24 protein-coding genes and 1 tRNA gene are annotated in these 19822 nt (G+C 67.2%); 18 read left to right on the top strand and 7 right to left on the bottom strand.

Annotation, left to right across the window (positions count from 1 at the left end):
• Positions 1-705 carry a PP2C family protein-serine/threonine phosphatase gene (locus J5837_RS14890; RefSeq protein ID WP_210537542.1) on the bottom strand — a complete coding sequence of 235 codons (705 nt, stop codon included), beginning with the start codon at positions 703-705 and terminating at the stop codon, positions 1-3.
• Positions 706-907: 202 nt separating this feature from the next.
• Here J5837_RS14890 and J5837_RS14885 point away from each other — a divergent pair.
• Positions 908-998: transfer RNA gene (locus tag J5837_RS14885), tRNA-Ser, on the top strand.
• Between the two features lie 97 nt (positions 999-1095).
• Positions 1096-1503, top strand: coding sequence for a DUF6165 family protein (locus J5837_RS14880; RefSeq protein ID WP_210537541.1), 408 nt, complete (start codon positions 1096-1098; stop codon positions 1501-1503).
• 6 nt (positions 1504-1509) lie between these two features.
• On the opposite strand, the gene J5837_RS14875 is transcribed toward J5837_RS14880, so the two are convergent.
• Both J5837_RS14875 and J5837_RS14870 read right to left on the bottom strand, forming a co-directional pair.
• A complete protein-coding gene (locus J5837_RS14875) occupies positions 1510-1959 on the bottom strand; it encodes a nuclear transport factor 2 family protein (protein ID WP_210537540.1) in 450 nt (149 codons plus the stop codon).
• An 18-nt stretch (positions 1960-1977) separates the two neighbouring features.
• Entirely contained in the window at positions 1978-3030 is a 1053-nt protein-coding gene (locus tag J5837_RS14870) for a glycosyltransferase family 9 protein (RefSeq protein ID WP_210537539.1), read from the bottom strand.
• A gap of 45 nt (positions 3031-3075) precedes the next feature.
• Between J5837_RS14870 and J5837_RS14865 the strand changes: the two genes are divergently transcribed.
• The 5 genes from J5837_RS14865 to J5837_RS14845 all read left to right on the top strand — a co-directional run bounded on the left by J5837_RS14865 (position 3076) and on the right by J5837_RS14845 (position 6614).
• Positions 3076-3825: a 3-deoxy-D-manno-octulosonic acid kinase gene (locus J5837_RS14865; protein ID WP_210537538.1), complete on the top strand. Its 750-nt coding sequence runs from the start codon at positions 3076-3078 to the stop codon at positions 3823-3825.
• On the top strand, positions 3825-4580 hold the full coding sequence (locus tag J5837_RS14860; protein ID WP_210537537.1) for an MBL fold metallo-hydrolase: 756 nt from the start codon (positions 3825-3827) through the stop codon (positions 4578-4580). The genes J5837_RS14865 and J5837_RS14860 overlap by 1 nt, the downstream gene beginning before the upstream one ends.
• Before the next feature lie 155 nt (positions 4581-4735).
• Positions 4736-5260, top strand: coding sequence for a YceD family protein (locus tag J5837_RS14855; RefSeq protein ID WP_210537536.1), 525 nt, complete (start codon positions 4736-4738; stop codon positions 5258-5260).
• A gap of 77 nt (positions 5261-5337) precedes the next feature.
• Positions 5338-5532: a 50S ribosomal protein L32 gene (gene rpmF, locus J5837_RS14850; protein ID WP_210537535.1), complete on the top strand. Its 195-nt coding sequence runs from the start codon at positions 5338-5340 to the stop codon at positions 5530-5532.
• Positions 5533-5618: 86 nt separating this feature from the next.
• Positions 5619-6614, top strand: coding sequence for a beta-ketoacyl-ACP synthase III (locus J5837_RS14845; protein WP_210537534.1), 996 nt, complete (start codon positions 5619-5621; stop codon positions 6612-6614).
• Positions 6615-6617: 3 nt separating this feature from the next.
• On the opposite strand, the gene J5837_RS14840 is transcribed toward J5837_RS14845, so the two are convergent.
• The gene (locus J5837_RS14840; protein WP_210537533.1) at positions 6618-6773 is read right to left on the bottom strand and encodes a hypothetical protein; all 156 of its coding nucleotides are present in this window, start codon (positions 6771-6773) and stop codon (positions 6618-6620) included.
• 141 nt (positions 6774-6914) lie between these two features.
• Here J5837_RS14840 and fabD point away from each other — a divergent pair, with 141 nt between their 5' ends.
• From fabD to J5837_RS14795, 9 genes are all read left to right on the top strand, one after another.
• The gene (fabD, locus tag J5837_RS14835; protein WP_210537532.1) at positions 6915-7856 is read left to right on the top strand and encodes an ACP S-malonyltransferase; all 942 of its coding nucleotides are present in this window, start codon (positions 6915-6917) and stop codon (positions 7854-7856) included.
• 116 nt (positions 7857-7972) lie between these two features.
• Positions 7973-8716, top strand: a complete 744-nt coding sequence (gene fabG, locus J5837_RS14830; RefSeq protein ID WP_210537531.1) for a 3-oxoacyl-ACP reductase FabG — start codon at positions 7973-7975, stop codon at positions 8714-8716.
• 143 nt (positions 8717-8859) lie between these two features.
• Positions 8860-9099 (top strand): acyl carrier protein, encoded by a 240-nt coding sequence (acpP, locus tag J5837_RS14825; RefSeq protein ID WP_210537530.1) that lies wholly within the window; start codon positions 8860-8862, stop codon positions 9097-9099.
• Positions 9100-9221: 122 nt separating this feature from the next.
• A complete protein-coding gene (fabF, locus tag J5837_RS14820) occupies positions 9222-10460 on the top strand; it encodes a beta-ketoacyl-ACP synthase II (protein ID WP_210537529.1) in 1239 nt (412 codons plus the stop codon).
• A gap of 119 nt (positions 10461-10579) precedes the next feature.
• Complete coding sequence (locus tag J5837_RS14815) at positions 10580-11938, top strand: aminodeoxychorismate synthase component I (protein ID WP_210537528.1); 1359 nt, start codon at positions 10580-10582, stop codon at positions 11936-11938.
• A 49-nt stretch (positions 11939-11987) separates the two neighbouring features.
• Complete coding sequence (mltG, locus tag J5837_RS14810; protein ID WP_342345555.1) at positions 11988-13073, top strand: endolytic transglycosylase MltG; 1086 nt, start codon at positions 11988-11990, stop codon at positions 13071-13073.
• Complete coding sequence (tmk, locus tag J5837_RS14805; RefSeq protein WP_210537526.1) at positions 13070-13717, top strand: dTMP kinase; 648 nt, start codon at positions 13070-13072, stop codon at positions 13715-13717. The genes mltG and tmk overlap by 4 nt, the downstream gene beginning before the upstream one ends.
• Entirely contained in the window at positions 13714-14682 is a 969-nt protein-coding gene (locus tag J5837_RS14800; protein ID WP_210537525.1) for a DNA polymerase III subunit delta', read from the top strand. The genes tmk and J5837_RS14800 overlap by 4 nt, the downstream gene beginning before the upstream one ends.
• Positions 14679-15041, top strand: a complete 363-nt coding sequence (locus J5837_RS14795; protein WP_210537524.1) for a PilZ domain-containing protein — start codon at positions 14679-14681, stop codon at positions 15039-15041. The genes J5837_RS14800 and J5837_RS14795 overlap by 4 nt, the downstream gene beginning before the upstream one ends.
• Positions 15042-15083: 42 nt before the next feature.
• Here the strand turns inward: J5837_RS14795 and J5837_RS14790 are convergent, their stop codons facing one another.
• The 3 genes from J5837_RS14790 to J5837_RS14780 form a co-directional block, all read right to left on the bottom strand.
• Positions 15084-15629: an REP-associated tyrosine transposase gene (locus tag J5837_RS14790; protein ID WP_210537523.1), complete on the bottom strand. Its 546-nt coding sequence runs from the start codon at positions 15627-15629 to the stop codon at positions 15084-15086.
• Between the two features lie 63 nt (positions 15630-15692).
• Positions 15693-15866, bottom strand: a complete 174-nt coding sequence (locus J5837_RS14785) for a hypothetical protein (protein ID WP_210537522.1) — start codon at positions 15864-15866, stop codon at positions 15693-15695.
• Positions 15867-15946: 80 nt separating this feature from the next.
• Positions 15947-18022 (bottom strand): 3-hydroxyacyl-CoA dehydrogenase NAD-binding domain-containing protein, encoded by a 2076-nt coding sequence (locus tag J5837_RS14780; protein WP_210537521.1) that lies wholly within the window; start codon positions 18020-18022, stop codon positions 15947-15949.
• A gap of 223 nt (positions 18023-18245) precedes the next feature.
• On the opposite strand from J5837_RS14780, the gene rpoE reads away from it, so the two are divergent.
• Together rpoE and J5837_RS14770 are read left to right on the top strand one after the other, a co-directional pair.
• Positions 18246-18923, top strand: a complete 678-nt coding sequence (gene rpoE / locus J5837_RS14775) for an RNA polymerase sigma factor RpoE (protein WP_244755970.1) — start codon at positions 18246-18248, stop codon at positions 18921-18923.
• Positions 18924-18959: 36 nt separating this feature from the next.
• The gene (locus J5837_RS14770; protein ID WP_210537520.1) at positions 18960-19790 is read left to right on the top strand and encodes a sigma-E factor negative regulatory protein; all 831 of its coding nucleotides are present in this window, start codon (positions 18960-18962) and stop codon (positions 19788-19790) included.
• Positions 19791-19822: the final 32 nt, after the last annotated feature.

The following is a 19822-nucleotide window of genomic DNA, read 5'->3' as shown; positions in this document are numbered from 1 at the left end:
CTAGTGGCAGCGCACCAGGATCGCGGTGACGTTGTCCGAACCGCCGCCATCCAGCGCCGCTGCGACCAGGCCGTCGACGCATTCCTGGGCGCTGCAATCGGACTGGCCCAGCACGCCGGCGATGCCGCGGTCGTCCACTTCCTCGGTCAGCCCGTCGCTGCACAGCAGTAGTTGCATGCCCGGACGCAACTCGCCGGTCATGGTCTCGACATTGAGGTGGGCCGGGTCGGTCACGCCCAGCGCCTGGGTCACCACGTTGCGCTGCGGGTGCGAACGGGCCTGTTCGCTGGTCAAGGCGCCGTTGGCGATCAGTTCCTGCACGTAGCTGTGGTCGTGGCTGAGCTGGGCCAGCTGGCCGTCGCGCCACAGGTAGGCGCGGCTGTCGCCGACCCAGGCCACTTCGAAGCGCGGGCCCTGCACGCGCACGGCGACCACCGTGGTGCCCATCGGCAGGGCATCGTTGCGGCGCCGCGAGGCGCGGATGATTTCTTCGTCGGCGATGCGGATCGCCTGCGGCAGGGGGGTGCCGTCGCGGACCTCGCGGACGATGGTTTCGCGGGCCAGCGCGCTGGCGACCTCGCCGTATTCGTGCCCGCCCATGCCGTCGGCGACCAGCCACAGGCCCAGCTCGTTGTCGCCGTAATAGGTGTCTTCGTTGAGTTCGCGGCGCAGGCCGGTATGGGTAAGGTGTCCGAACTCGATCATCGGGTGTCTGGTGCGGGGGATGCTTGTGTGGTCGAACGCAATCATTGCGGCAGAACGGCCGGCCGGCAAGCAAGTATTCGGAAAGGGTTCACGGCGAGGGTACGCCACGGGCCGTGGGGACGGAATGAGGGCCTTCGCCCTTGTCCGCGCGCGGCCCGCCCCGTATCATGCACGCCCCCTGTCGCGAGGCAGGGCTGCACCCGGGAAGGTGGCAGAGTGGTTGAATGTACCTGACTCGAAATCAGGCGTACGTTTATAGCGTACCGGGGGTTCGAATCCCCCCCTTCCCGCCAGATACGCAAGGGCCCCCGCAAGGGGGCTTTCGCATATTCGGGTTGGGGAAAGCCGTACCGGGCTAAACTGCTAGTTCCGAATGCTCCGGCCGAATCCATGTCCGAAATCCACACCCCTGTCTCCTTCGGCGAGTTGCTCGACAAGATCGCCATCCTGCAGATCAAGTCCGAGCGCATGACCGATCCGGCCAAGCTGGCCAACGTGCGCAACGAGCTGTCCGCGCTGGAGAAGACCTGGATGGCGCACCCCGCGGCCGGCCACGACATCGCCCAGTTGCGCGCCGACCTGAAGGCGGTCAACGAGCGCCTGTGGGTGATCGAGGACGACATCCGGATCAAGGAGAAGGCGCAGGAATTCGATGCCGAATTCATCCGCCTGGCGCGCAGCGTGTATTTCGAGAACGACGAGCGCGCGCGGATCAAGAAGGAAATCAACCTGGCGCTGGGGTCTTCCTACGTGGAAGAGAAGTCGTACCAGGACTACAGGACCGGCGCGGCGCCCTAAGCCGCTTCAGCCGTCCGTTTCCAGCTGAAGGTTGCCGTCCAGGTATTTCAGGTTGAAGCGGAACAGCGTGATCCGCCACGCCCCGTCCATGCGCGCCAGGCGGAAGTCGTAGCTGCCGACGAAGGTGCGCACGTTGCGGCCGCTGGCCGTGGGCCGGTAATGGGTGGCGGTGCCGTAGCAGAAGGCTTCGGCGGCATCGCCGTCGACCGCGATGCGCAGGTTGCCGGTCTGGTGATGGACAGCCTGGATCGGCCGCAGTCCCGTTTCCCACATCGCGGCCAATTCCGCGCCGTCGATTTCGGATGGTGAGCCGCCTGCGACCGAGGTCATGTCGACGTGCAGGCGCGGGGCCAGCGCGGCGCGTACCGCGGCCCAGTCGCGATCGTCGGTGCCGACGAACAAGCGGTTGATGACGTCGCCGATGGCGTCCTTGTCGAGCAGGGTCTGCAGGTTCACGGAAGGTCCCAGGTGCGGTCAGGTGCGGGGATGGTCGGAACGATAGCGTTCGAATGCGGCAATCGCATCCTCCACCCGGATCAGGTCCATCACGCCGTCGAACTCGATCTTGGTTCCCCACTTCAGCGCCTCGGCCGGCTTGCCGAGGTACTTGCGCGCGGCCGCGTCGTACTTGTCCACGCAATAACGGCGGTCGGAATACGGCCCGCTGCGCGCGGGGTTGCTGGCCGCATGCAGGCCCAGCACCTTCGCGCCCATCGCGTTGGCGATATGCATCGGGCCGGAGTCCGGCGTCATCACCAGACTGGCGCGTGCCAGCAGCGCGGGCAGTTGCTTCAGTGTGTCCTTGCCGACCAGGTCGAGGGCAGCGTGCTTCATCGAAGCGAGGATCGCATCCGCTGTGCTTCGTTCCAGGTCGCTGCGTCCGCCGCACAGCACCACGCGCCAACCTTTCGACGCGGCGTGGTCGGCCACGGCCGCATAACGGTCCGCGTACCAGTTGCGGCGCACGTGGCTGGAGCAGGGCGAGACCATCAGCACGGGCATTCCGTCGTCCGGCCATTGCGCCCGGGCCCACTCGAAGGCGGCCTCCGGCACCGGCATGTTCCAGACGACTTCGGTCTGCTTCAGTCCCAGTGGCTCGCAGAAGCTGCCGATCGCATCGAGCACGTGGATGCCCGGGCGGTCGGGAATGCGTTCGTTGATGAACAGGCCATGCAGGTCCTTCGAGCGCGCGCGGTCGTAGCCGATCCGCCGCTTCGCCGGGACGAACGCCGACAGCAGGTTCGCGCGCAGCGCCACCTGCATCTGCAGCAGCGCATCGAAGCCCGCCTTCGGCAACTGGCGACGCAACGCCCGCATCCCGGCAAGACCGCTGTTCTTGTCGTAGACGTGGAAGTCCACGCCGGGCAGGCCCTCCAGCAGGCGGAAGCCGGCCTTGTCGATGATCCAGTGCAGGCGCGCCTGCGGCCACGCCGAGCGCAGCGTGTGCACCAGCGGCAGCACATGAGTGACGTCGCCCAGTGCGGATAAGCGCAACAGGCACAGCGATTGCGGAGTCGAGCTTTCCAATGCCGCGTTTCCTAAATCCCGGACAAGTGTTGTTAGACTCGCCGGATGGCCGAATTCGACGCCAGCGAAGCCCTGACGCCGTTCCGCGAAGGCCGCGGCTATGGCGCGATTCTGTTCGACGGCAAACGCTTCAGGCAAGCCGATCCGGACTGGATGCGGCCCGAGCACTGGGGCGAACGCGCGCGGCCGGTGGCCGAAGGCGGTCGCGGCAGTGCGTGGTTCGTCGATGCCAGCTTCGGTCCGGCGGTCCTGCGCCAATACCGGCGCGGCGGCCTGGCAGCACGGATCAGCCATGATCGCTATCTGTGGCGCAGCGCGGCGCGCACGCGCAGTTTCAGCGAGTTCCGCCTGACCCGCGCATTGCTGGAGAAGGGCTTGCCGGTGCCGCAACCCTACGCGGCCAGCTACGTGCGCGATGGCCTGGCCTATCGCGCCGCCCTGTTGCTGGAGCGCCTGCCGGGGGTGCGCTCGCTGGCGACGCGCATGCACGACGATGCCGCCACGGCGCCATGGCAGGAAACGGGGCGATTGATCGCGCGCTTCCATCGCGCCGGACTGGACCATGCCGACCTCAATGCGCACAACATCCTGTTCGACGAACGCGGTCGCGGCTGGCTGATCGACTTCGACCGCGGCGCGCTGCGCATCCCGGCCACGCGCTGGCGCGAGGCCAACCTCGCGCGGTTGCTGCGTTCGCTGCTGAAACTGCGCGGCGAACGCGAGCAAGGGCAGGTACAAGAGGACTTCGCGAAACTGCGCCAGGCCTACGAAGACGCATGGGCGAGGGGTTATTGATGGCTTGGGCATTGCGTTTCCTCGGCGTCGGCAATGCGTCGGCGGTCGAACTGGGTTCGGCGATGGCGGTGATCGAACGCGACGGCACTCCGTGGCTGACCATCGACTGCGGTGCCGAGAGCCTGACTGCCTACCAGGCGCGTTATGGCCGCTTTCCCGACGCGCTGTTCGTCACCCACACGCACCTGGACCATGTCGGCGGCTTCGAACGCCTGTTCGTCGACAGCTATTTCAATGAGGTCCGGCGCGGCAAGGTCAGGCTGTACGTGCCCGCGCCGTTGCTGCCGTTGCTGCATAAGCGTGTCGGCGACTATCCGAACGCGTTGGCCGAAGGCGGGGCGAACTTCTGGGATGCGTTCCAGGTGATCCCGGTCGGCGAGGCGTTCTGGCACGACGGCGTGCGGCTCGAGGTTTTCCCGGTGCGCCACCATTGGCCGGACACCGCGTTCGGCCTGCGCCTGAAGGGCAGCATGGTCTGGACCGGCGATACCCGGCCGATCGCCGAAATGCTGGCGAAATTCGCCGACGACGGCGAGCAGATCGCCCATGACTGCGCCCTGCATGGCAATCCGTCGCACAGCGGCATAGAAGACCTGGAGCGCGAATACGCGCCGGCCCTGTTGCGGCGCTGCGTGCTGTACCACTACGCCAGCGCCGCCGATGGGGAGGCGCTGGCCGCGCGGGGCCACCGCGTGGCGAAACCGGGCGAAGCCCTGCCGCTGGCCGAGCCGACGGCGCCGCGATCCGCGCCGTAAGCTCGTCCCGGGAGGGGCGTTACGGTCGAGATTGGTTGTGGTAACTAGCTGATATTCATGGAGTTTGTGGCTCCCGTCCCGGGTCCGCGATACGCCAGACCGCAGTGCACCATGGATTGACACGAAGGGTGAATACCCTTCAAAATCACGCGCTTATGTCCACCGAATCACCGTCGTCGCGCGTGCCCGAGGCTGTCGATGCCTGGCGCATGGTTGCGGCGCGACGCGGTTTCGAGGGGCGGGTGGCCCTGTCGGCGCTGACCCGGCTGCAGGGGCTGTTGCACGACGCACAAGGCGAAGCGAGCTACACGCTCGAATTCGACCAGGATGCGTTGTTGCAGGTGCCTTACGTGCAGTTGCGGATCGAGGCCGAGCTGCCGTTGCTGTGCCAACGCAGCCTGGAACGTTTCCTGTTCCCGGTGCGGATCGAGCAGCGGCTGGGGCTGGTTCGCGACGAAGCGGAGGAATCCGCGTTGCCGCCGGACTATGAAGCGTTACTGGTGCCCGAGGATGGGCAATTGCATCCGCTCGACCTGATCGAGGACGAGCTGGTGCTGGCAGTACCGGTGGTGCCGGTGAACCCGGACGCGCCGGAAGTGCAGGCCGATTGGCCGGCACGGGAAGAGGAAGTCGCCAAGGCCAATCCGTTCGCGGCGCTGGCGACGTTCAAGAAGAACTGACCATCTCGGTGGCAGCATTTCCAAAATGCAATACAACTAAAAAACCACTTAGATCCAACTGATATCGGAGCAATACCATGGCTGTCCAGAAGTCCCGCGTCACCCCGTCCCGCCGCGGCCAGCGCCGCTCGCACGACGCCCTCACCGCCAAGCAGCTGTCGACCGATCCGACCAGCGGCGAGACCCACCTGCGCCACCACGTCACCGCCGACGGTTACTACCGCGGCAAGAAGGTGATCGCCAGCAAGGCCGTCGTCGTCGACGAAGAATAAGCTGCACTCCGCGCCGCGGCCCCATGCCGCGGCGCCAGCGGCGTCCCCGGCCCGCGGCCGGGCGGTGACATCCATTCGGAGAAAGCATGAGCGAGCCGGCAGCAACGGGACGTATTTATTCGCGCATCGCCGGAACCGGCAGCCATTTGCCGGCCAAGGTGCTGACCAACGACGACCTGTCGAAGATCGTCGATACCAGTGACGAATGGATTCGCACCCGCACCGGCATCCGCGAGCGGCATGTCGCCGGCGAAGGCGAGACGACCAGCGAGCTGGGCTACCAGGCCGCGCTCAAGGCCTTGCAGGCCGCCGGCGTCGAGGCTTCCGAAATCGACCTGATCATCGTCGGCACGACCACGCCGGACCTGATCTTCCCGTCCACCGCCTGCCTGATCCAGCACAAACTGGGCGCCTCCGGTTGCCCTGCGTTCGACGTCAACGCGGCGTGCTCGGGCTTCGTCTTCGCGCTCAGCACGGCCGACCAGTTCATCCGCGCCGGCACGGCGAAGACGGCGCTGGTGATCGGCAGCGAAACCCTGACCCGCATGGTCGACTGGACCGAGCGCACCACCTGCGTGCTGTTCGGCGACGGCGCGGGCGCGGTGGTGCTGAAGGCCGACAGCGAGACCGGCATCCTCAGCACCCACCTGCACGCCGACGGCGGCAAGAAGGAATTGCTGTGGAATCCGGTCGGCGTTTCCGCCGGTTTCCAGCCGGACCAGCCCAACGCCGGCGTACGCATCCTGATGAGCGGCAACGAGGTCTTCAAGCATGCGGTGAAGGCGCTGGATTCGGTTGTCGACGAGGCGCTCGATGCCAACGGCCTGGACAAGCACGACCTCGACTGGCTGATCCCGCACCAGGCCAACCTGCGCATCATCGAAGCCACGGCCAAGCGCCTGGACATGCCGATGGAGCAGGTCATCGTCACCGTCGACAGGCACGGCAACACCTCTTCCGGTTCGGTGCCGCTGGCGCTGGACGAGGCGGTGCGCTCCGGCAAGGTGCAGCGCGGCCAGTTGTTGCTGCTCGAGGCCTTCGGCGGCGGTTTCACCTGGGGCTCGGTGCTGCTGCGTTACTAGGCTTCAACCCTTCGCGCGCTTGAAGTACTGCACTTCGCGCTCGTGTCTTTCGGCGGCGGCGCGGGTCTTGAACGTGCCGAGGTTGCGCCGCTTGCCCGTGTCCGGATCGGGTTTTCGCGAATACAGGCGGTATTCGCCGGACGCCAGTTTGCGGATCATGTGCCACCTCCTTCGTCCATGCCAGCACACGACCGGTAAGCGGCCGGTGATGGCGGCGTAATCCCGACGATACGCACTCGTACAGACAAATCGCTTTGTCTGAACGTATCATCGCCGCTCGTTTTTCAGCCGGAATCCAGCGTGACCGCAGCGCAACTCGCTTTCGTATTCCCCGGACAGGGTTCGCAATCGGTGGGCATGCTCGCCGAGCTTTCCGAATTGCATCCGGTCGTGCGCGAGGCTTTCGCCGAAGCGTCCGACGGCGCCGGCGTCGACTTGTGGGCGCTGTCGCAGGGCGGCCCCGAGGAAATGCTCAACCGCACCGAGTACACCCAGCCGGCGCTGCTGGCCGCCGGCATCGCGGTGTGGCGCGCGTGGCAGCAGCAGGGCGGCGCGATGCCGTCGCGCCTGGCGGGTCACAGCTTGGGCGAATACACCGCGCTGGTCGCCGCCGGGGCGTTGTCGCTGAAGGACGGGGCGCACCTGGTGCGCCTGCGCGGCCAGCTGATGCAGGAGGCCGCACCGGCCGGCGTCGGCGCGATGGCGGCGGTGCTCGGTGCCGACGATGCCTTGGTCGCGGAAGTCTGCAAGGAAGCTTCTGATTCGCAGGTCGTCGTTCCGGCGAACTACAACTCGCCCGGTCAGATCGTCATTGGCGGCGACACCGCGGCGGTCGATCGCGCTATCGCCCTGCTGGGCGAGCGCGGCGTGCGCAAGGTGGTGAAACTGGCCGTCAGCGTGCCCTCGCACACGCCGTTGATGCGCGAAGCCGCCAACCGGCTGGCCGAAGCGATGGCGGGCCTGCAGTGGCACGCGCCGCGGCTGCCCGTGGTGCAGAACGTCGATGCGCAGGTCCACCAGGGGGTCGATGCGATCCGCGAGGCGCTGGTGCGCCAGTTGTACCTGCCGGTGCGCTGGACCGAATGCGTGCAGGCGCTGGCCGCGGGCGGCGCGACGCGCATCGCCGAGTGCGGGCCGGGCAAGGTGCTGGCCGGACTGGTCAAGCGCATCGACAAGGCGCTGGACGCGCGCGCATTGGGCACGCCGGCCGATTTCGCCGGCGCGCTGGAAGAGTGGAAATGATTTTTGGACACGGATCGACGCGGACAGGCGCGGATCAAGCTCTTTTTGGATGAGATGCTTTTGATCCGCATCCATCCGCGCAAATCCGCGTCAAGAAGGCTTTCTGGAGAAACTCGATGACTGAACCATTGAAAGGCGAAATCGCCCTCGTCACCGGCGCCACGCGCGGCATCGGTGCGGCCATTGCCGACGAACTGGCCGCGCAGGGCGCCACCGTGATCGGCACCGCGACCAGCGAAGCCGGCGCCGCCGCGATCTCCGAACGGTTGGCCGCCACGGGCGGAGCGGGGCGCGTGCTCGACGTCGCCGACGGCGCACAGATCGAAGCGCTGATCGACGCCGTCGCCAAGGAATTCGGCCCCGTGTCGATCCTGGTCAACAACGCCGGCATCACCCGCGACAACCTGCTGATGCGGATGAAGGACGAGGAATGGCAGGCCATCCTCGACACCAACCTCAGCAGCGTCTACCGCAGCAGCAAGGCGGTGATGCGCGGCATGATGAAGGCGCGCAAGGGCCGCATCATCAACATCGCCTCGGTGGTCGGCGTGACCGGCAACGCGGGGCAGGCCAACTATGCGGCGGCCAAGGCGGGCATCATCGCCTTCAGCAAGTCGCTGGCCAAGGAAATCGGCAGCCGTGGCGTCACCGTGAACGTGGTCGCCCCGGGCTTCATCGCCACCGACATGACCAAGGACCTGCCCGAGGAATCGAAACAGGCGCTGTCGCGGCAGATCGCGCTGGGCCGCCTCGGCGAGCCGGCGGACATCGCGCATGCGGTCGCGTTCCTGGCCAGTCCTGCCGCCAGTTACATCACCGGCGAAACCTTGCACGTCAACGGCGGCATGTACATGCCGTGATCACGAATCGCCCGTAAGCGATTGATTGCATTGCGGTTGCGAGCACCTGCCCGCAATCGCATGTTTACTCTAAACTATGCCCGGTGCCGTCGACCTGCGATGGCAAACCGAACAACCACCAACTCCGTCTGGAGCGAGAACACATGAGCACCATTGAAGAGCGCGTCAAGAAGATCGTCGTCGAACAACTCGGCGTTAAGGAAGAAGAAGTCACCAACAGCGCGTCGTTCGTCGACGACCTGGGCGCCGACTCGCTGGACACGGTCGAACTGGTGATGGCGCTCGAAGAGGAGTTCGAGTGCGAGATCCCGGACGAAGAGGCCGAGAAGATCACTTCGGTCCAGCAGGCCATCGACTACGTGAAGGCCCACGTCAAGGCTTGAAGGCCTGACGGGGTGAAGGATTGCCGGGGCCGCTCACGCGGCCCCGTGCATATGCGGCGCATGCTTGCGCGAAGCGTGCCCGCGCCGTGCCGCGCTGCGGACAGAACTTTGGAGAAACCGCAATGAGCCAACGTCGCGTCGTGATCACCGGTATGGGCATCGTCTCGCCGCTGGGCAACGACCTCGCCAGTAGCTGGGATGGCATCGTCAACGGCCGTTCCGGGATCGGCCCGATCACCCATTTCGACGCTTCCGCGTTCACCACCCGCATCGCGGGCGAGATCCGCGACTTCGACCCGACCAGCTTCCTCCCGCCCAAGGACGTGAAGAAGATGGAGCCGTTCATCCATTACGGACTGGCGGCTTCGTTCATGGCGCTGGAGGACTCGGGCCTGGAGGTCACCGAAGCCAATGCCGAGCGCATCGGCGCGATCCTGGGTTCGGGCATCGGCGGCCTGCTGGGCATCGAGGAGCAGACCATCAAGTACCACGAGGGCGGTCCGCGCAAGATCTCGCCGTTCTACGTGCCCAGCACCATCATCAACATGCTGCCGGGCCAGCTGAGCATCATCAAGGGCATCAAGGGTCCGAACTTCTCGGCGGTCTCGGCCTGCGCCACGTCCAACCATTCCATCGGCATGGCCATGCGCATGATCCAGTACGGCGACGCCGACGTGATGGTCGCCGGTGGCGCGGAGCGCGGTTCGTCGCCGACGTCGGTGGGCGGCTTCTGTTCGATGAAGGCCATGTCCACCCGCAACGACGATCCGACCCGCGCCTCGCGCCCGTGGGACAGGGATCGCGACGGCTTCGTCCTCGGCGACGGCGCCGGCGTGCTGGTGCTGGAGGAATACGAACACGCCAAGGCCCGCGGCGCGCGCATCTACGCCGAGCTGGCCGGCTTCGGCGCGAGTTCCGACGCCAACCACATGACCGCGCCCAGCGAAGACGGCGACGGCCCCGCGCGCTGCATGGCCGCGGCGCTGAAGGACGCCGGATTGGCGCCGGAACAGGTCCAGTACCTCAACGCGCACGGCACGTCGACCCCGTTGGGCGACGTGGCCGAAACCCTGGCGATGAAGCGCGCTTTCGGCGAGCACGCCTACAAGCTGATGGTCAGTTCGACCAAGTCGATGACCGGGCACCTGCTCGGCGCGGCCGGCGGCGTCGAGGCCATCTTCTCGGTGCTGGCGATCCACCATGGAATCGTTCCGCCGACCATCAACCTGGAGAATCCGGGCGAAGGCTGCGACCTCGACTACGTGCCCAATGTCGCGCGCCAAGCCAAGATCGACGTGGCCGTGTCGAACGGCTTCGGTTTCGGCGGCACCAACGGCACGCTGGTGTTCAAGCGCATCTGACCGCCGGAATAATGGATCGTCGTCCCGGCGCAAGCCGGGATCCATCTTGGTTTCCAAGCCACATGCGTTGACAGGCAAAGGCAAGGTGGATTCCAGCTTGCGCTGGAATGACGGCTGACATGATCGAAACCCGCCCGCTCCCACCCGATACCGACCTGCTTGCGTTGCATCGGCGCGCGCCTGCGCGCTATCCGTTGCTGCTGGAATCGGTCGCCTCGGGTACCACGCACGGACGCTGGGATCTGTTGCTGGCAAGCAATGGCGAGGGCCTGCGGCTCGGGCCCGATGGCGTCGTGCGCGACCTCGGCGGTACTCCCGTCGAGGGGGATTTCCTCGATGTGCTCGATGCGCAATGGCATGCGCAGCGCATCGCGCGCGAAGAGCCGCGCTGGCCGTTCCGCGGCGGCTGGGCCTTGCTGCTGGATTACGAACTGGCCGCACAGGTCGAACCGCTGCTGGAACTCCCGCGCCGCGACGACGCGCTCCCGTCGGCCGTCGCGCTGCGCTGCCCGGCCGCGGTATTGCGCGACCGCAACACCGGCGACTGCGTCGCCGTCGCCGAAGTGGGGCATGCGGAATTGCTGGACCTCGTCGAGGCCGATCTGTCCGCGCCGCCGCCGGCGTCGTCCGAATGGCGCACGCCGGCAAGCATCGACGAGGACGCGCCCGACGAATTCCTGCGCGGGGTCGGTCGCATCCTCGATTACCTCGCCGCCGGCGACGTGTTCCAGGTCAACCTCTCGCGCGGCTGGAATGCGCGCTTCGACGCGCCGGTCGATCCCACGGCCCTGTACGCGCGGCTGCGCAGCGCCAACCCGGCGCCATTCGCGGGCCTGTTCGTCGGCGCGGGCCGCGCGGTGGCCAGTTCGTCGCCGGAACGGCTGGTGTCGGTGCGCGGCGAGGTAGTCGAAACCCGGCCCATCGCCGGCACTCGCCCGCGTTTCGCCGGCGACGACGACGCGGCGCGTATCCGCGAACTGGCCGGGCATCCGAAGGAGCGCGCCGAACACGTGATGCTGATCGACTTGGAGCGCAACGACCTGGGGCGTGTCTGCGTGCCGGGCAGCGTCGAGGTCGACGAATTGATGACGGTGGAAAGCTACGCCCACGTCCACCACATCGTCAGCAACGTGCGCGGCCGCCTGCGCGCCGACGCGACGCCGGGCGCGGCGATCCGCGCGGTGTTCCCGGGCGGCACCATCACCGGTTGCCCGAAGGTGCGCTGCATGCAGATCATCGCGGAGCTGGAACGCACCCCGCGCGGCGCCTATACCGGCGCGTTCGGCTGGCTGAATCGCGACGGGGATCTCGACCTGAACATCCTGATCCGCAGCGCCGAGGTCATGCTTGCCGAAAGCGGGGGTCGCGAAGTCCGCTTCCGCACCGGCGGGGGCATCGTCGCCGACTCGGTTCCCGAACGCGAGCTGGATGAGACCCGGGCCAAGGCCCGGGGTCTGCTCAACGCCTTGTCGGGCTGACGGTCGGGCAAGGTATCCTTCCGGCTCGGAATTCCACAGGACCCACGCCGTGGCGTCAGGTTGCAAACGCGGTTGCCGCAATATCGTCCTCGTCGCCCTGCTGGTGCTGCTGGGCGCGGCGATCTTCGGCGCATGGATATGGCAGCGCTACGACCGTTTCGCCGACCAGCCCATCGCCGGATTGCATGCCGGCGACAGCATGTCGGTCGAACCGGGCGATTCCTTCGCCAAGGTATTGCGCAAATTGCGCCAGCACGGCATCCGCCAGGGCAACGACGTCGAATGGCAGTTGCTGGCGCGGCGCATGGACGTGGCCGGCCAGCTGAAGGTCGGCGAATATGCGCTGGATCCCGGCCTGACTCCGCGCCAGCTGTTGCTGGACATGCGCGAGGGCAAGGTCATCCAGCACCGCGTCACCATCGTCGAGGGCTGGAACATCCGCCAGCTGCGCACTCTGCTTAAGAATGCCACGCCCTTGCTGCAGAAGACCGCGCAGATGAGCGACGCCGAACTGATGGCGGCGCTGGGCCATGCCGGCCAGCACCCGGAAGGCCGTTTCCTGCCCGAGACCTACGTGTACACGCGTGGCGAAAGCGACCTGGACGTGCTCAAGCGTGCCTACGCGGCGATGGACAAGGCGCTGGTCGAGGCCTGGCGCGCACGCGATGCCGACGTTCCGCTGAAGTCGGCCGACGAGGCGCTGATCCTCGCATCGATCGTCGAGAAGGAAACCGGCAATCCCGACGAGCGCCGCCAGATCGCCGGCGTGTTTTCGCGACGGTTGAAACTGGGCATGAGGTTGCAGACCGACCCGACCGTCATCTACGGCCTCGGCAGCGCCTACGACGGCAACATCCGCAAGACCGACCTGCTGGCCGACACGCCATACAACACGTACACGCGCGCCGGCCTGCCACCGACGCCCATCGCCATGCCTGGCCGCGACTCGCTGAAGGCCGCGGTCGACCCGGCCGGCGGCGACGCGTTGTATTTCGTCGCCCTGGGCGACGGCAGCGGCCGGCATGCCTTCACCGCCACGCTGGGCGAACACAACGCCGCAGTCGCAAGCTATCTGCAGCAACTGCGTGCCGCGCGCGAACGTGCCGTTCAAGAGCCGGAAGCGAAGAAACAATGACCGAAGCCGTGGTCAGCCATCCGCATTTCATCAGCCTGGAGGGCGGCGAGGGCGCCGGCAAGACCAGCGCGCTGGCCGCGATCCGTGACCTGCTGCAGGCGCGCGGCTTCGAGGTCGTCGTCACCCGCGAACCGGGCGGCACGCCGCTGGCCGAGCGCATCCGCGAACTGCTGTTGAACGCGAAGGACGAGCCGTTGGCGCCGGAGACCGAACTGCTGCTGATGTTCGCTTCGCGCGCGCAGCACGTGCGCGAAGTGGTGCGGCCGGCGTTGCAGCGCGGCGCGTTCGTGCTCAGCGATCGCTTCACCGATTCCAGCTACGCCTACCAGGGCGATGGCCGCGGCCTCGACAAGGCGTGGATCGAAGCGCTGGAGCGCCGCGCCGTCGGTCTGAAGCCGGGCCTGACTTTGTTGCTGGACCTGGACGTCCGCGAAGGTCGCGCCCGCACCGCGGGCCGCGACCTGTGGCCGGACCGGATCGAAAGCGAACAGGACGATTTCTTCGAACGTGTGCGCGAGGGATTCCGCCGGCGCGCCGCGGCCGAACTGCAACGCTTCCGGGTGATCGACGCCGCGCAATCGCCGGCGCAGGTCGCCGCCGCGGTATCGGCGGCGGTTTCGCAATGGCTGGACGCGCCGAAGTGAGCAGAGCCTTCGCGCCCTGGCAGCAACGGGCCTATGAACAGGCCGTCGCTGCATTGCAGGCCGGTCGCCTGGGCCATGGCCTGCTGGTTTGCGGGCCGGGCGGGCTGGGCCAGCGCGCCGTGGTCGAACGGCTGGCGCGCTACGTGCTGTGCGGTGGCGAACCGGCGCCGGGCGACCGCAACTTGCAGCTGATCGACGCCGGCACGCATCCCGACCTGCAGCTGATTTCGTTCATCCCGACCAAAACCGGGGACAAGCTGCGCACCGAGATCGTGATCGAGCAGATCCGCGAGCTGTCGCAGAAGCTGGCGCTGACCCCCCAATACGGCCACGCCCAGGTTGCGATCATCGATCCGGCCGATGCGGTCAATCGCTCCGCATTCAACGCCCTGCTGAAGACGCTTGAAGAGCCTGCGCCGGGCCGTTACCTGTGGCTGGTCAGCGCCGAACCGATGCGCTTGCCGGCGACCATCCGCAGCCGTTGCCAGCGCCTGGAATTCAGGCTGCCGCCGCGCGAGGAAGCGCTGGCCTGGCTGCAGGGGCAGGGTTTCCCGGAGAAGACCGCGAACGAAGCGCTGGATTTCGCCCGCGGTCATCCGGGCCTGGCCAGCGAATGGCTACAGGGCGAAGGCCTGGCCCTGCGCCGGCAGGTCGCCGGCGACCTCGACAAACTGGAGCGTGGCGAAGCCGCCGTGGTGGAAACCGCGCAACGCTGGACGGCCGACGAGCACGCCGACCTGCGTTTGCGTCATGCAGCCGACCTCGCGCTAGCGCGCGCGACGGATGCCGGGTTGACCGATCCGGCCCGATTGCACAAGCTGGCGGCGTGGTTCGACGCGGCCAACCGCACCCGCGACCTGTTGCGCACCACGGTGCGCGGGGACCTGGCGGTGGCGGAACTGCTCCTGCGCTGGCGCGGGCCGGCCGGGGGCGCGATGGAAAACGACAGGGGGCAGGGCAGATGACTTCGGCAGCAGGCGCAGGCGCACGGCAGGGCATCCTCTCGCTGGTGCTCAAGGACAAGGCGGCGCTGTATGCGGCATACATGCCGCAGGTGAAGGGCGGGGCGATCTTCGTGCCCACGCCGAAACGGTATTTCCTCGGCGACGAGGTGTTCCTGTTGCTGAGCCTGCCCGAAACCAGCGACCGCCTGCCGGTGGTCGGCAAGGTGGTGTGGACCACGCCGGTGGGCGCGCAAGGCAACCGCAGCGCCGGCATCGGCGTCCAGTTCGCCGACTCGGGCGAAGGCGAAGCGGTGCGCAACCGCATCGAGACGCTGCTGGCGGGCTCGCTCAATTCAGACAAGCCGACGCATACGATGTAGTGCCGACGTAGGGTGGGCACGCTCTTCGTGCCCACCATCCAGCTACTCGCCTGCCCGGATGGCTCCATAGGCAGCTACTCCTGCCCAGTTCTCGGGATACGTGCCATTCGCAACGAGCCGATGGAAGGTCGAATACGGCCAGTCCCCGGCCTTGGCGGCTAGCCCGTGCTTCACCGGGTTGTAATGGATGTAATCCATGTGGCGGACGAAATCGTCTTCGTCACGGATCATGTGTTCCCAATAGCGGCGTTGCCACAACGTCGATTCGCGTCGTTTTCGCCTTGACGGCGTCGATAGATGATCATCGCGATAGGCTTCGCGACAAGCCATGCTTGTACGACGTTTGATCTTGGACCAGCGCAACGGGAAATCTGCGTCATCGGGCGGCAGCGTCCAGATACAATGCAGGTGGTCGGGCAATACCACCCATGCGTCTATCGAGAACGGGTGTTCCTTGCGAGTCGTTTCCACGGCGTTCCGCAAAGCTTGGCGAACGATGTCGTCGCAAAGTATGGGCCTGCGGCGGTATGCGATCAGCGTGAAGAAGTAACTCGCGCCGCCGACTCTCGTGCGTCGGTAGTTCGACATTGATGGCTTCCATGCCTTGCGGAGGTTGGCGCGGTGGGCACGAAAAGCGTGCCCACCCTACGGTCATAATCCCTTGAACAGGTTGCCCAGCAACAACGCCGCCAATCCGGCAGTGACGACCCAGAACGCGTGCGGGGCCAATGCCGGGATGTAGCCCAGCTTCGCGGCTACGCCGATGCCGCCGAGCAGCAGGGAGATGAAGAACATGCCGGCGGTGGGCGCGCTGAGGTTGAACATGCGTAGTCCTGTGCGAAGGGGATGAACGATTCCGGGGCCTGGCTGGTCCCGGATCGATTATCGCCGATGCTGCGCGGATGTCAGGCCGGTGGCTGCCGCAGCAGCGGCGAATCCCAGCCGGGGCGCGGGGCGAAGCGGTCGCCGTAGCGCGCCTGCAGCACCTTCAGTTTTTCCACCAGCGCATCGGCGCCCGCGCTGCGGATGTACTGGATCGGGCCGCCGCGGAACGGCGCGAAGCCGGTGCCGAAAATCACGCCCGCATCCAGCAGGTCCGCATCGGCGACCACGCCATCGTGCAGGCAGGCCACCGCTTCGTTGAGCAACGGCAGGATCAGTCGATCCTCCAGGTCGGAAGGCGCGGCATAGTCCTTCGCCACCTCCGGCTTCACCGGTTTGCTGCCCCTTTCGTTCTCCACCCACTTGTACAGGCCCTGGCCGTCCTTCTTGCCGCGCTTGCCGGGCTCGACGTTGCTCAACGCAGCCGGCACGGCCAGGCCTAGGAACGGCGCCAGCTCGCGGCCCACGCCGGCCGCGACGTCGAGGCCCACGGTGTCGAGCAGTTCGATCGGGCCCATCGGCATGCCGAATTTCACCGCGGCCTTGTCGATGACCGGGCCGGGAATGCCTTCGGCGTAGGCGGTGCCGGCTTCCAGCATGTACGGGAACAGCACGCGGTTGACCAGGAAGCCCGGCGTGCCGGCGACCGGCACCGGCAGCTTGTCGATGGCCTTGCAGAACGCGGCCAGGCGTTGCCCGGTCGTTTCGGCCATCGCGTCGTGGTGGATGATTTCGACCAGCGGCATCAGCGCGACCGGGTTGAAGTAGTGCAGGCCGGCGAACTGCGCGGGACGCGCAATGTGTTCGCGCAATTCGGTCAGCGGAATCGACGAGGTGTTGGTAGTCAGCAGCGCGTCGGGCTTCATGCGCGGTTCCAGCGCCTGGTACAGCTCGCGCTTGGCTTCCGGATTCTCGATGATCGCTTCTATCACCAGGTCCGCGTCCGGCACGCCGTCGCCGTTGAGGTCGCCTTTCAGGCGAGCGGCGACATCGATGCGCTTGGCCTCGTCCTTCACCCGTTTTTCGAACAATCCCCGCGCGCGCGTCAATGCCGGGTCGATGAAGCGTTGCTCGCGGTCCTGCAGGGTCACTTCGAAGCCCTTGTACGCCGCCCACGCCGCAATGTCGCCGCCCATCACGCCGGCGCCGACCACGTGCACATGCTTGATGTCATGACTCTTCCCGCCCAGGCCTTTCAGGCGCTCGGTCAGGAAGAAGATCCGGATCAGGTTGCGCGCGGTGGGCGTGCCGGCCAGTTTCACCACGGCGCGGCGCTCGGCATCGAGGCGGCCCTGGATGCCCTTGCCGCCGGCCCGCTGCCAGTTGGCGATCAGCGCGTAGGGCGCGGGGTAATGCGCCTTGGGCGCCTTGCGCGCGACCTGCTTGGCCATCTGCGGGGCGAGGATCTTGCGCGCGAGCCAGCAATTGGTGGCCCAGGCGGTGAAGCGTTGCTTGAAACTGCGCTGCGGGCGCGAGGCGATCAGGCCGATGGCGACGTCGACCAGCAGCGCAGGTTCGGCGAGCTTGTCGACCAGGCCCATCGCCTTGGCCGCACCGGCCGACAACGTGCGTCCGCTCAGCATCACGTCCATCGCCGCCGGCGCGCCGACCAGCCATGGCAGGCGCGAGCTGCCGCCCCAGCCGGGGAAGATGCCCAGCTTCACTTCGGGCAGGCCGATGCGGGTCGACGGATCGGTGCTGGCCACGCGGTAGCGGCAGGCCAGCGAGATCTCGGTGCCGCCGCCCATGCAGAAGCCGTGGATCGCGGCAACCGTGGGGCAGGGCAGCTCGGCGAGCTTCTGGAACACGTTCTGGCCGCGACGGATCGCGTCCTCGACCGTGCCCTTGCGGTCGAACTCCTGGAACTCCTTCAGGTCCGCGCCGGCGATGAAACCCGAAGCCTTGGCAGAGCGCAGCACCAGTCCCTTCGGCGGATCGATCGCCAGGCGTTCGATGATTTCGCCCAGTTCGATCAACACGTCCTGGGAAATGGCGTTGACGCTGGCGCCATGCCGGCCGAAGGACAATACGACGATGCCGTCCCCGCGCACTTCGGTCTGCCAGTGGCTGAACCGCAGCCCATCGAAATTCGCCGCCATGCCCGCACCATCCGATTGCGTATGGAAAGGCGAATATCATCCCGAGGTTGTTTGGCCCGCGTCAAATCCCCATGCTGGGGTTGGAGCCCGCGGCTCGGCGACCATGCCTTTCGGGCCTGACCCGTCGCCGCCGCGTGCGATGTAATCCCAGCATCAGAACTTTCCCGCGCTCGCGCGGTCACAAGGCCCGGTCCCGCCGAGCCGACAGGGAGTACGGCCCGGCATGGCCGAAATGGTCATTAAAACCGAATCCACCGCTTCAACCGCGCAGGAACCGGCCGCCGAGGGGCGGCAGGCCTCGCCCGAACTCGACCTGGAACTGGTCAAGCGGGTGCAGCGCGGCGACAGCGCGGCCTTCGACCTGCTGGTGCGCAAGTACCAGCACCGGGTGGTGGCGCTGGTCGGCCGTTACGTGCACGACTGGAGCGAGGCCCAGGACGTGGCCCAGGACACCTTCCTGCGCGCCTACCGCGCGATAGGCAGTTTCCGCGGCGACGCCCAGTTCTATACCTGGTTGCACCGCATCGCCGTGAACACCGCCAAGAACCACCTGGTCGCCCATAACCGCCGTCCGCCCGGCGAGGACATCGACGCCAGCGACGCCGAGCAGTACGAGACCGGCGCGCGCCTGCGCGACACCGACACGCCGGAACGCGAGCTGATGCGCCAGGAACTGGAGCGCACGGTGATGAAGGCGGTGGAGGCGCTGCCCGAGGAGTTGCGCACCGCGATCACCCTGCGCGAGGTCGAGGGCCTGAGCTACGACGAGATCGCCGAGAAGATGGGCTGCCCCATCGGCACGGTGCGTTCGCGCATCTTCCGCGCCCGCGAGGCGATCGATGCGGAACTTCGGCCGCTGCTCGATGTCGAAAGCGCTACCCGTGAACGGGGACGCCCCTGAAGCGCCCCCTGAACAGAAGTCCATGAGCCGCCATCCATGAGCACCGACAAGTTCGAATTGCATTACCGCCTGCAGCTTTCCGCGCTGATCGACGGCGACCTGTCGCCGGACGAGGCGCGCTTCCTGCTGCGCCGGCTGCAGCACGATGGCGAGCTCAACGCCTGCTGGGAACGCTGGCAACTGTGCGGCGACGTGCTGCGCGGCCAGGCCCATGCCCCGGCGCCGGCGGGTTTCGCCGATCGCGTGATCGCGGCGATCGCCGCCGAGACGCAGACGGTCGCGGTGTCCGCGCCCGTGGCCAGCCGCCCCCGCCGTAGCCTGGCGAAGTGGGGCGGTGGCGCGCTGGCGGCATCGGTCGCGCTGATCGCGCTGTTCATGGCCCGCCAGCAGGTACCGGAAGAGAGCACCGAGGCGCCGGCCGTCGCCAGCCAGGCGCCCGCCGTGGCCCCGGTCGGAGCGCCGGCGGCTAGCGATGCCGTGGCGACTGCGAGCGTAGCCGCCGTCGCGACCGCCAGCGTCCCGCGCAAGGCCAATCGCAGCAGCCGCGGCAGCGCCACCCGTAACCAGCAGGTAGCCCGTGTCGCCAATCGCATGCCGCAGCGCGAACGTGCCACCGGCACGCAGGCTCCGGCGCCGGCGCTGGTCGCCATCGCGCCCCAGGCCCACGATCCGTTCCGTCCGACGCAAGCCACGACCGAGCCCACGGCGCGCCCCTGGCCGCGTTCGGTGTTGCAGCAATATCCGTCGGCCAGCGGCGCGTTCAACGCCAGCTATGGCAACGACCGCAGCACGCAGGCGTTCTATCCGTTCCAGCCGCGGCTGCCGCAAAGCCCACCGGTGGAATTGCCGGATTCGCCGCAGGACTGAACGAAGCGGGGCGGCCAACGTCCGCCCCGTAG

Source organism: Pseudoxanthomonas helianthi (assembly GCF_017939625.1).
Classification (GTDB): Bacteria; Pseudomonadota; Gammaproteobacteria; order Xanthomonadales; family Xanthomonadaceae; genus Pseudoxanthomonas_A; species Pseudoxanthomonas_A helianthi.
Note: the sequence above shows the minus strand (reverse complement) of the source record. Positions and strands in the feature narration are given on the sequence as shown.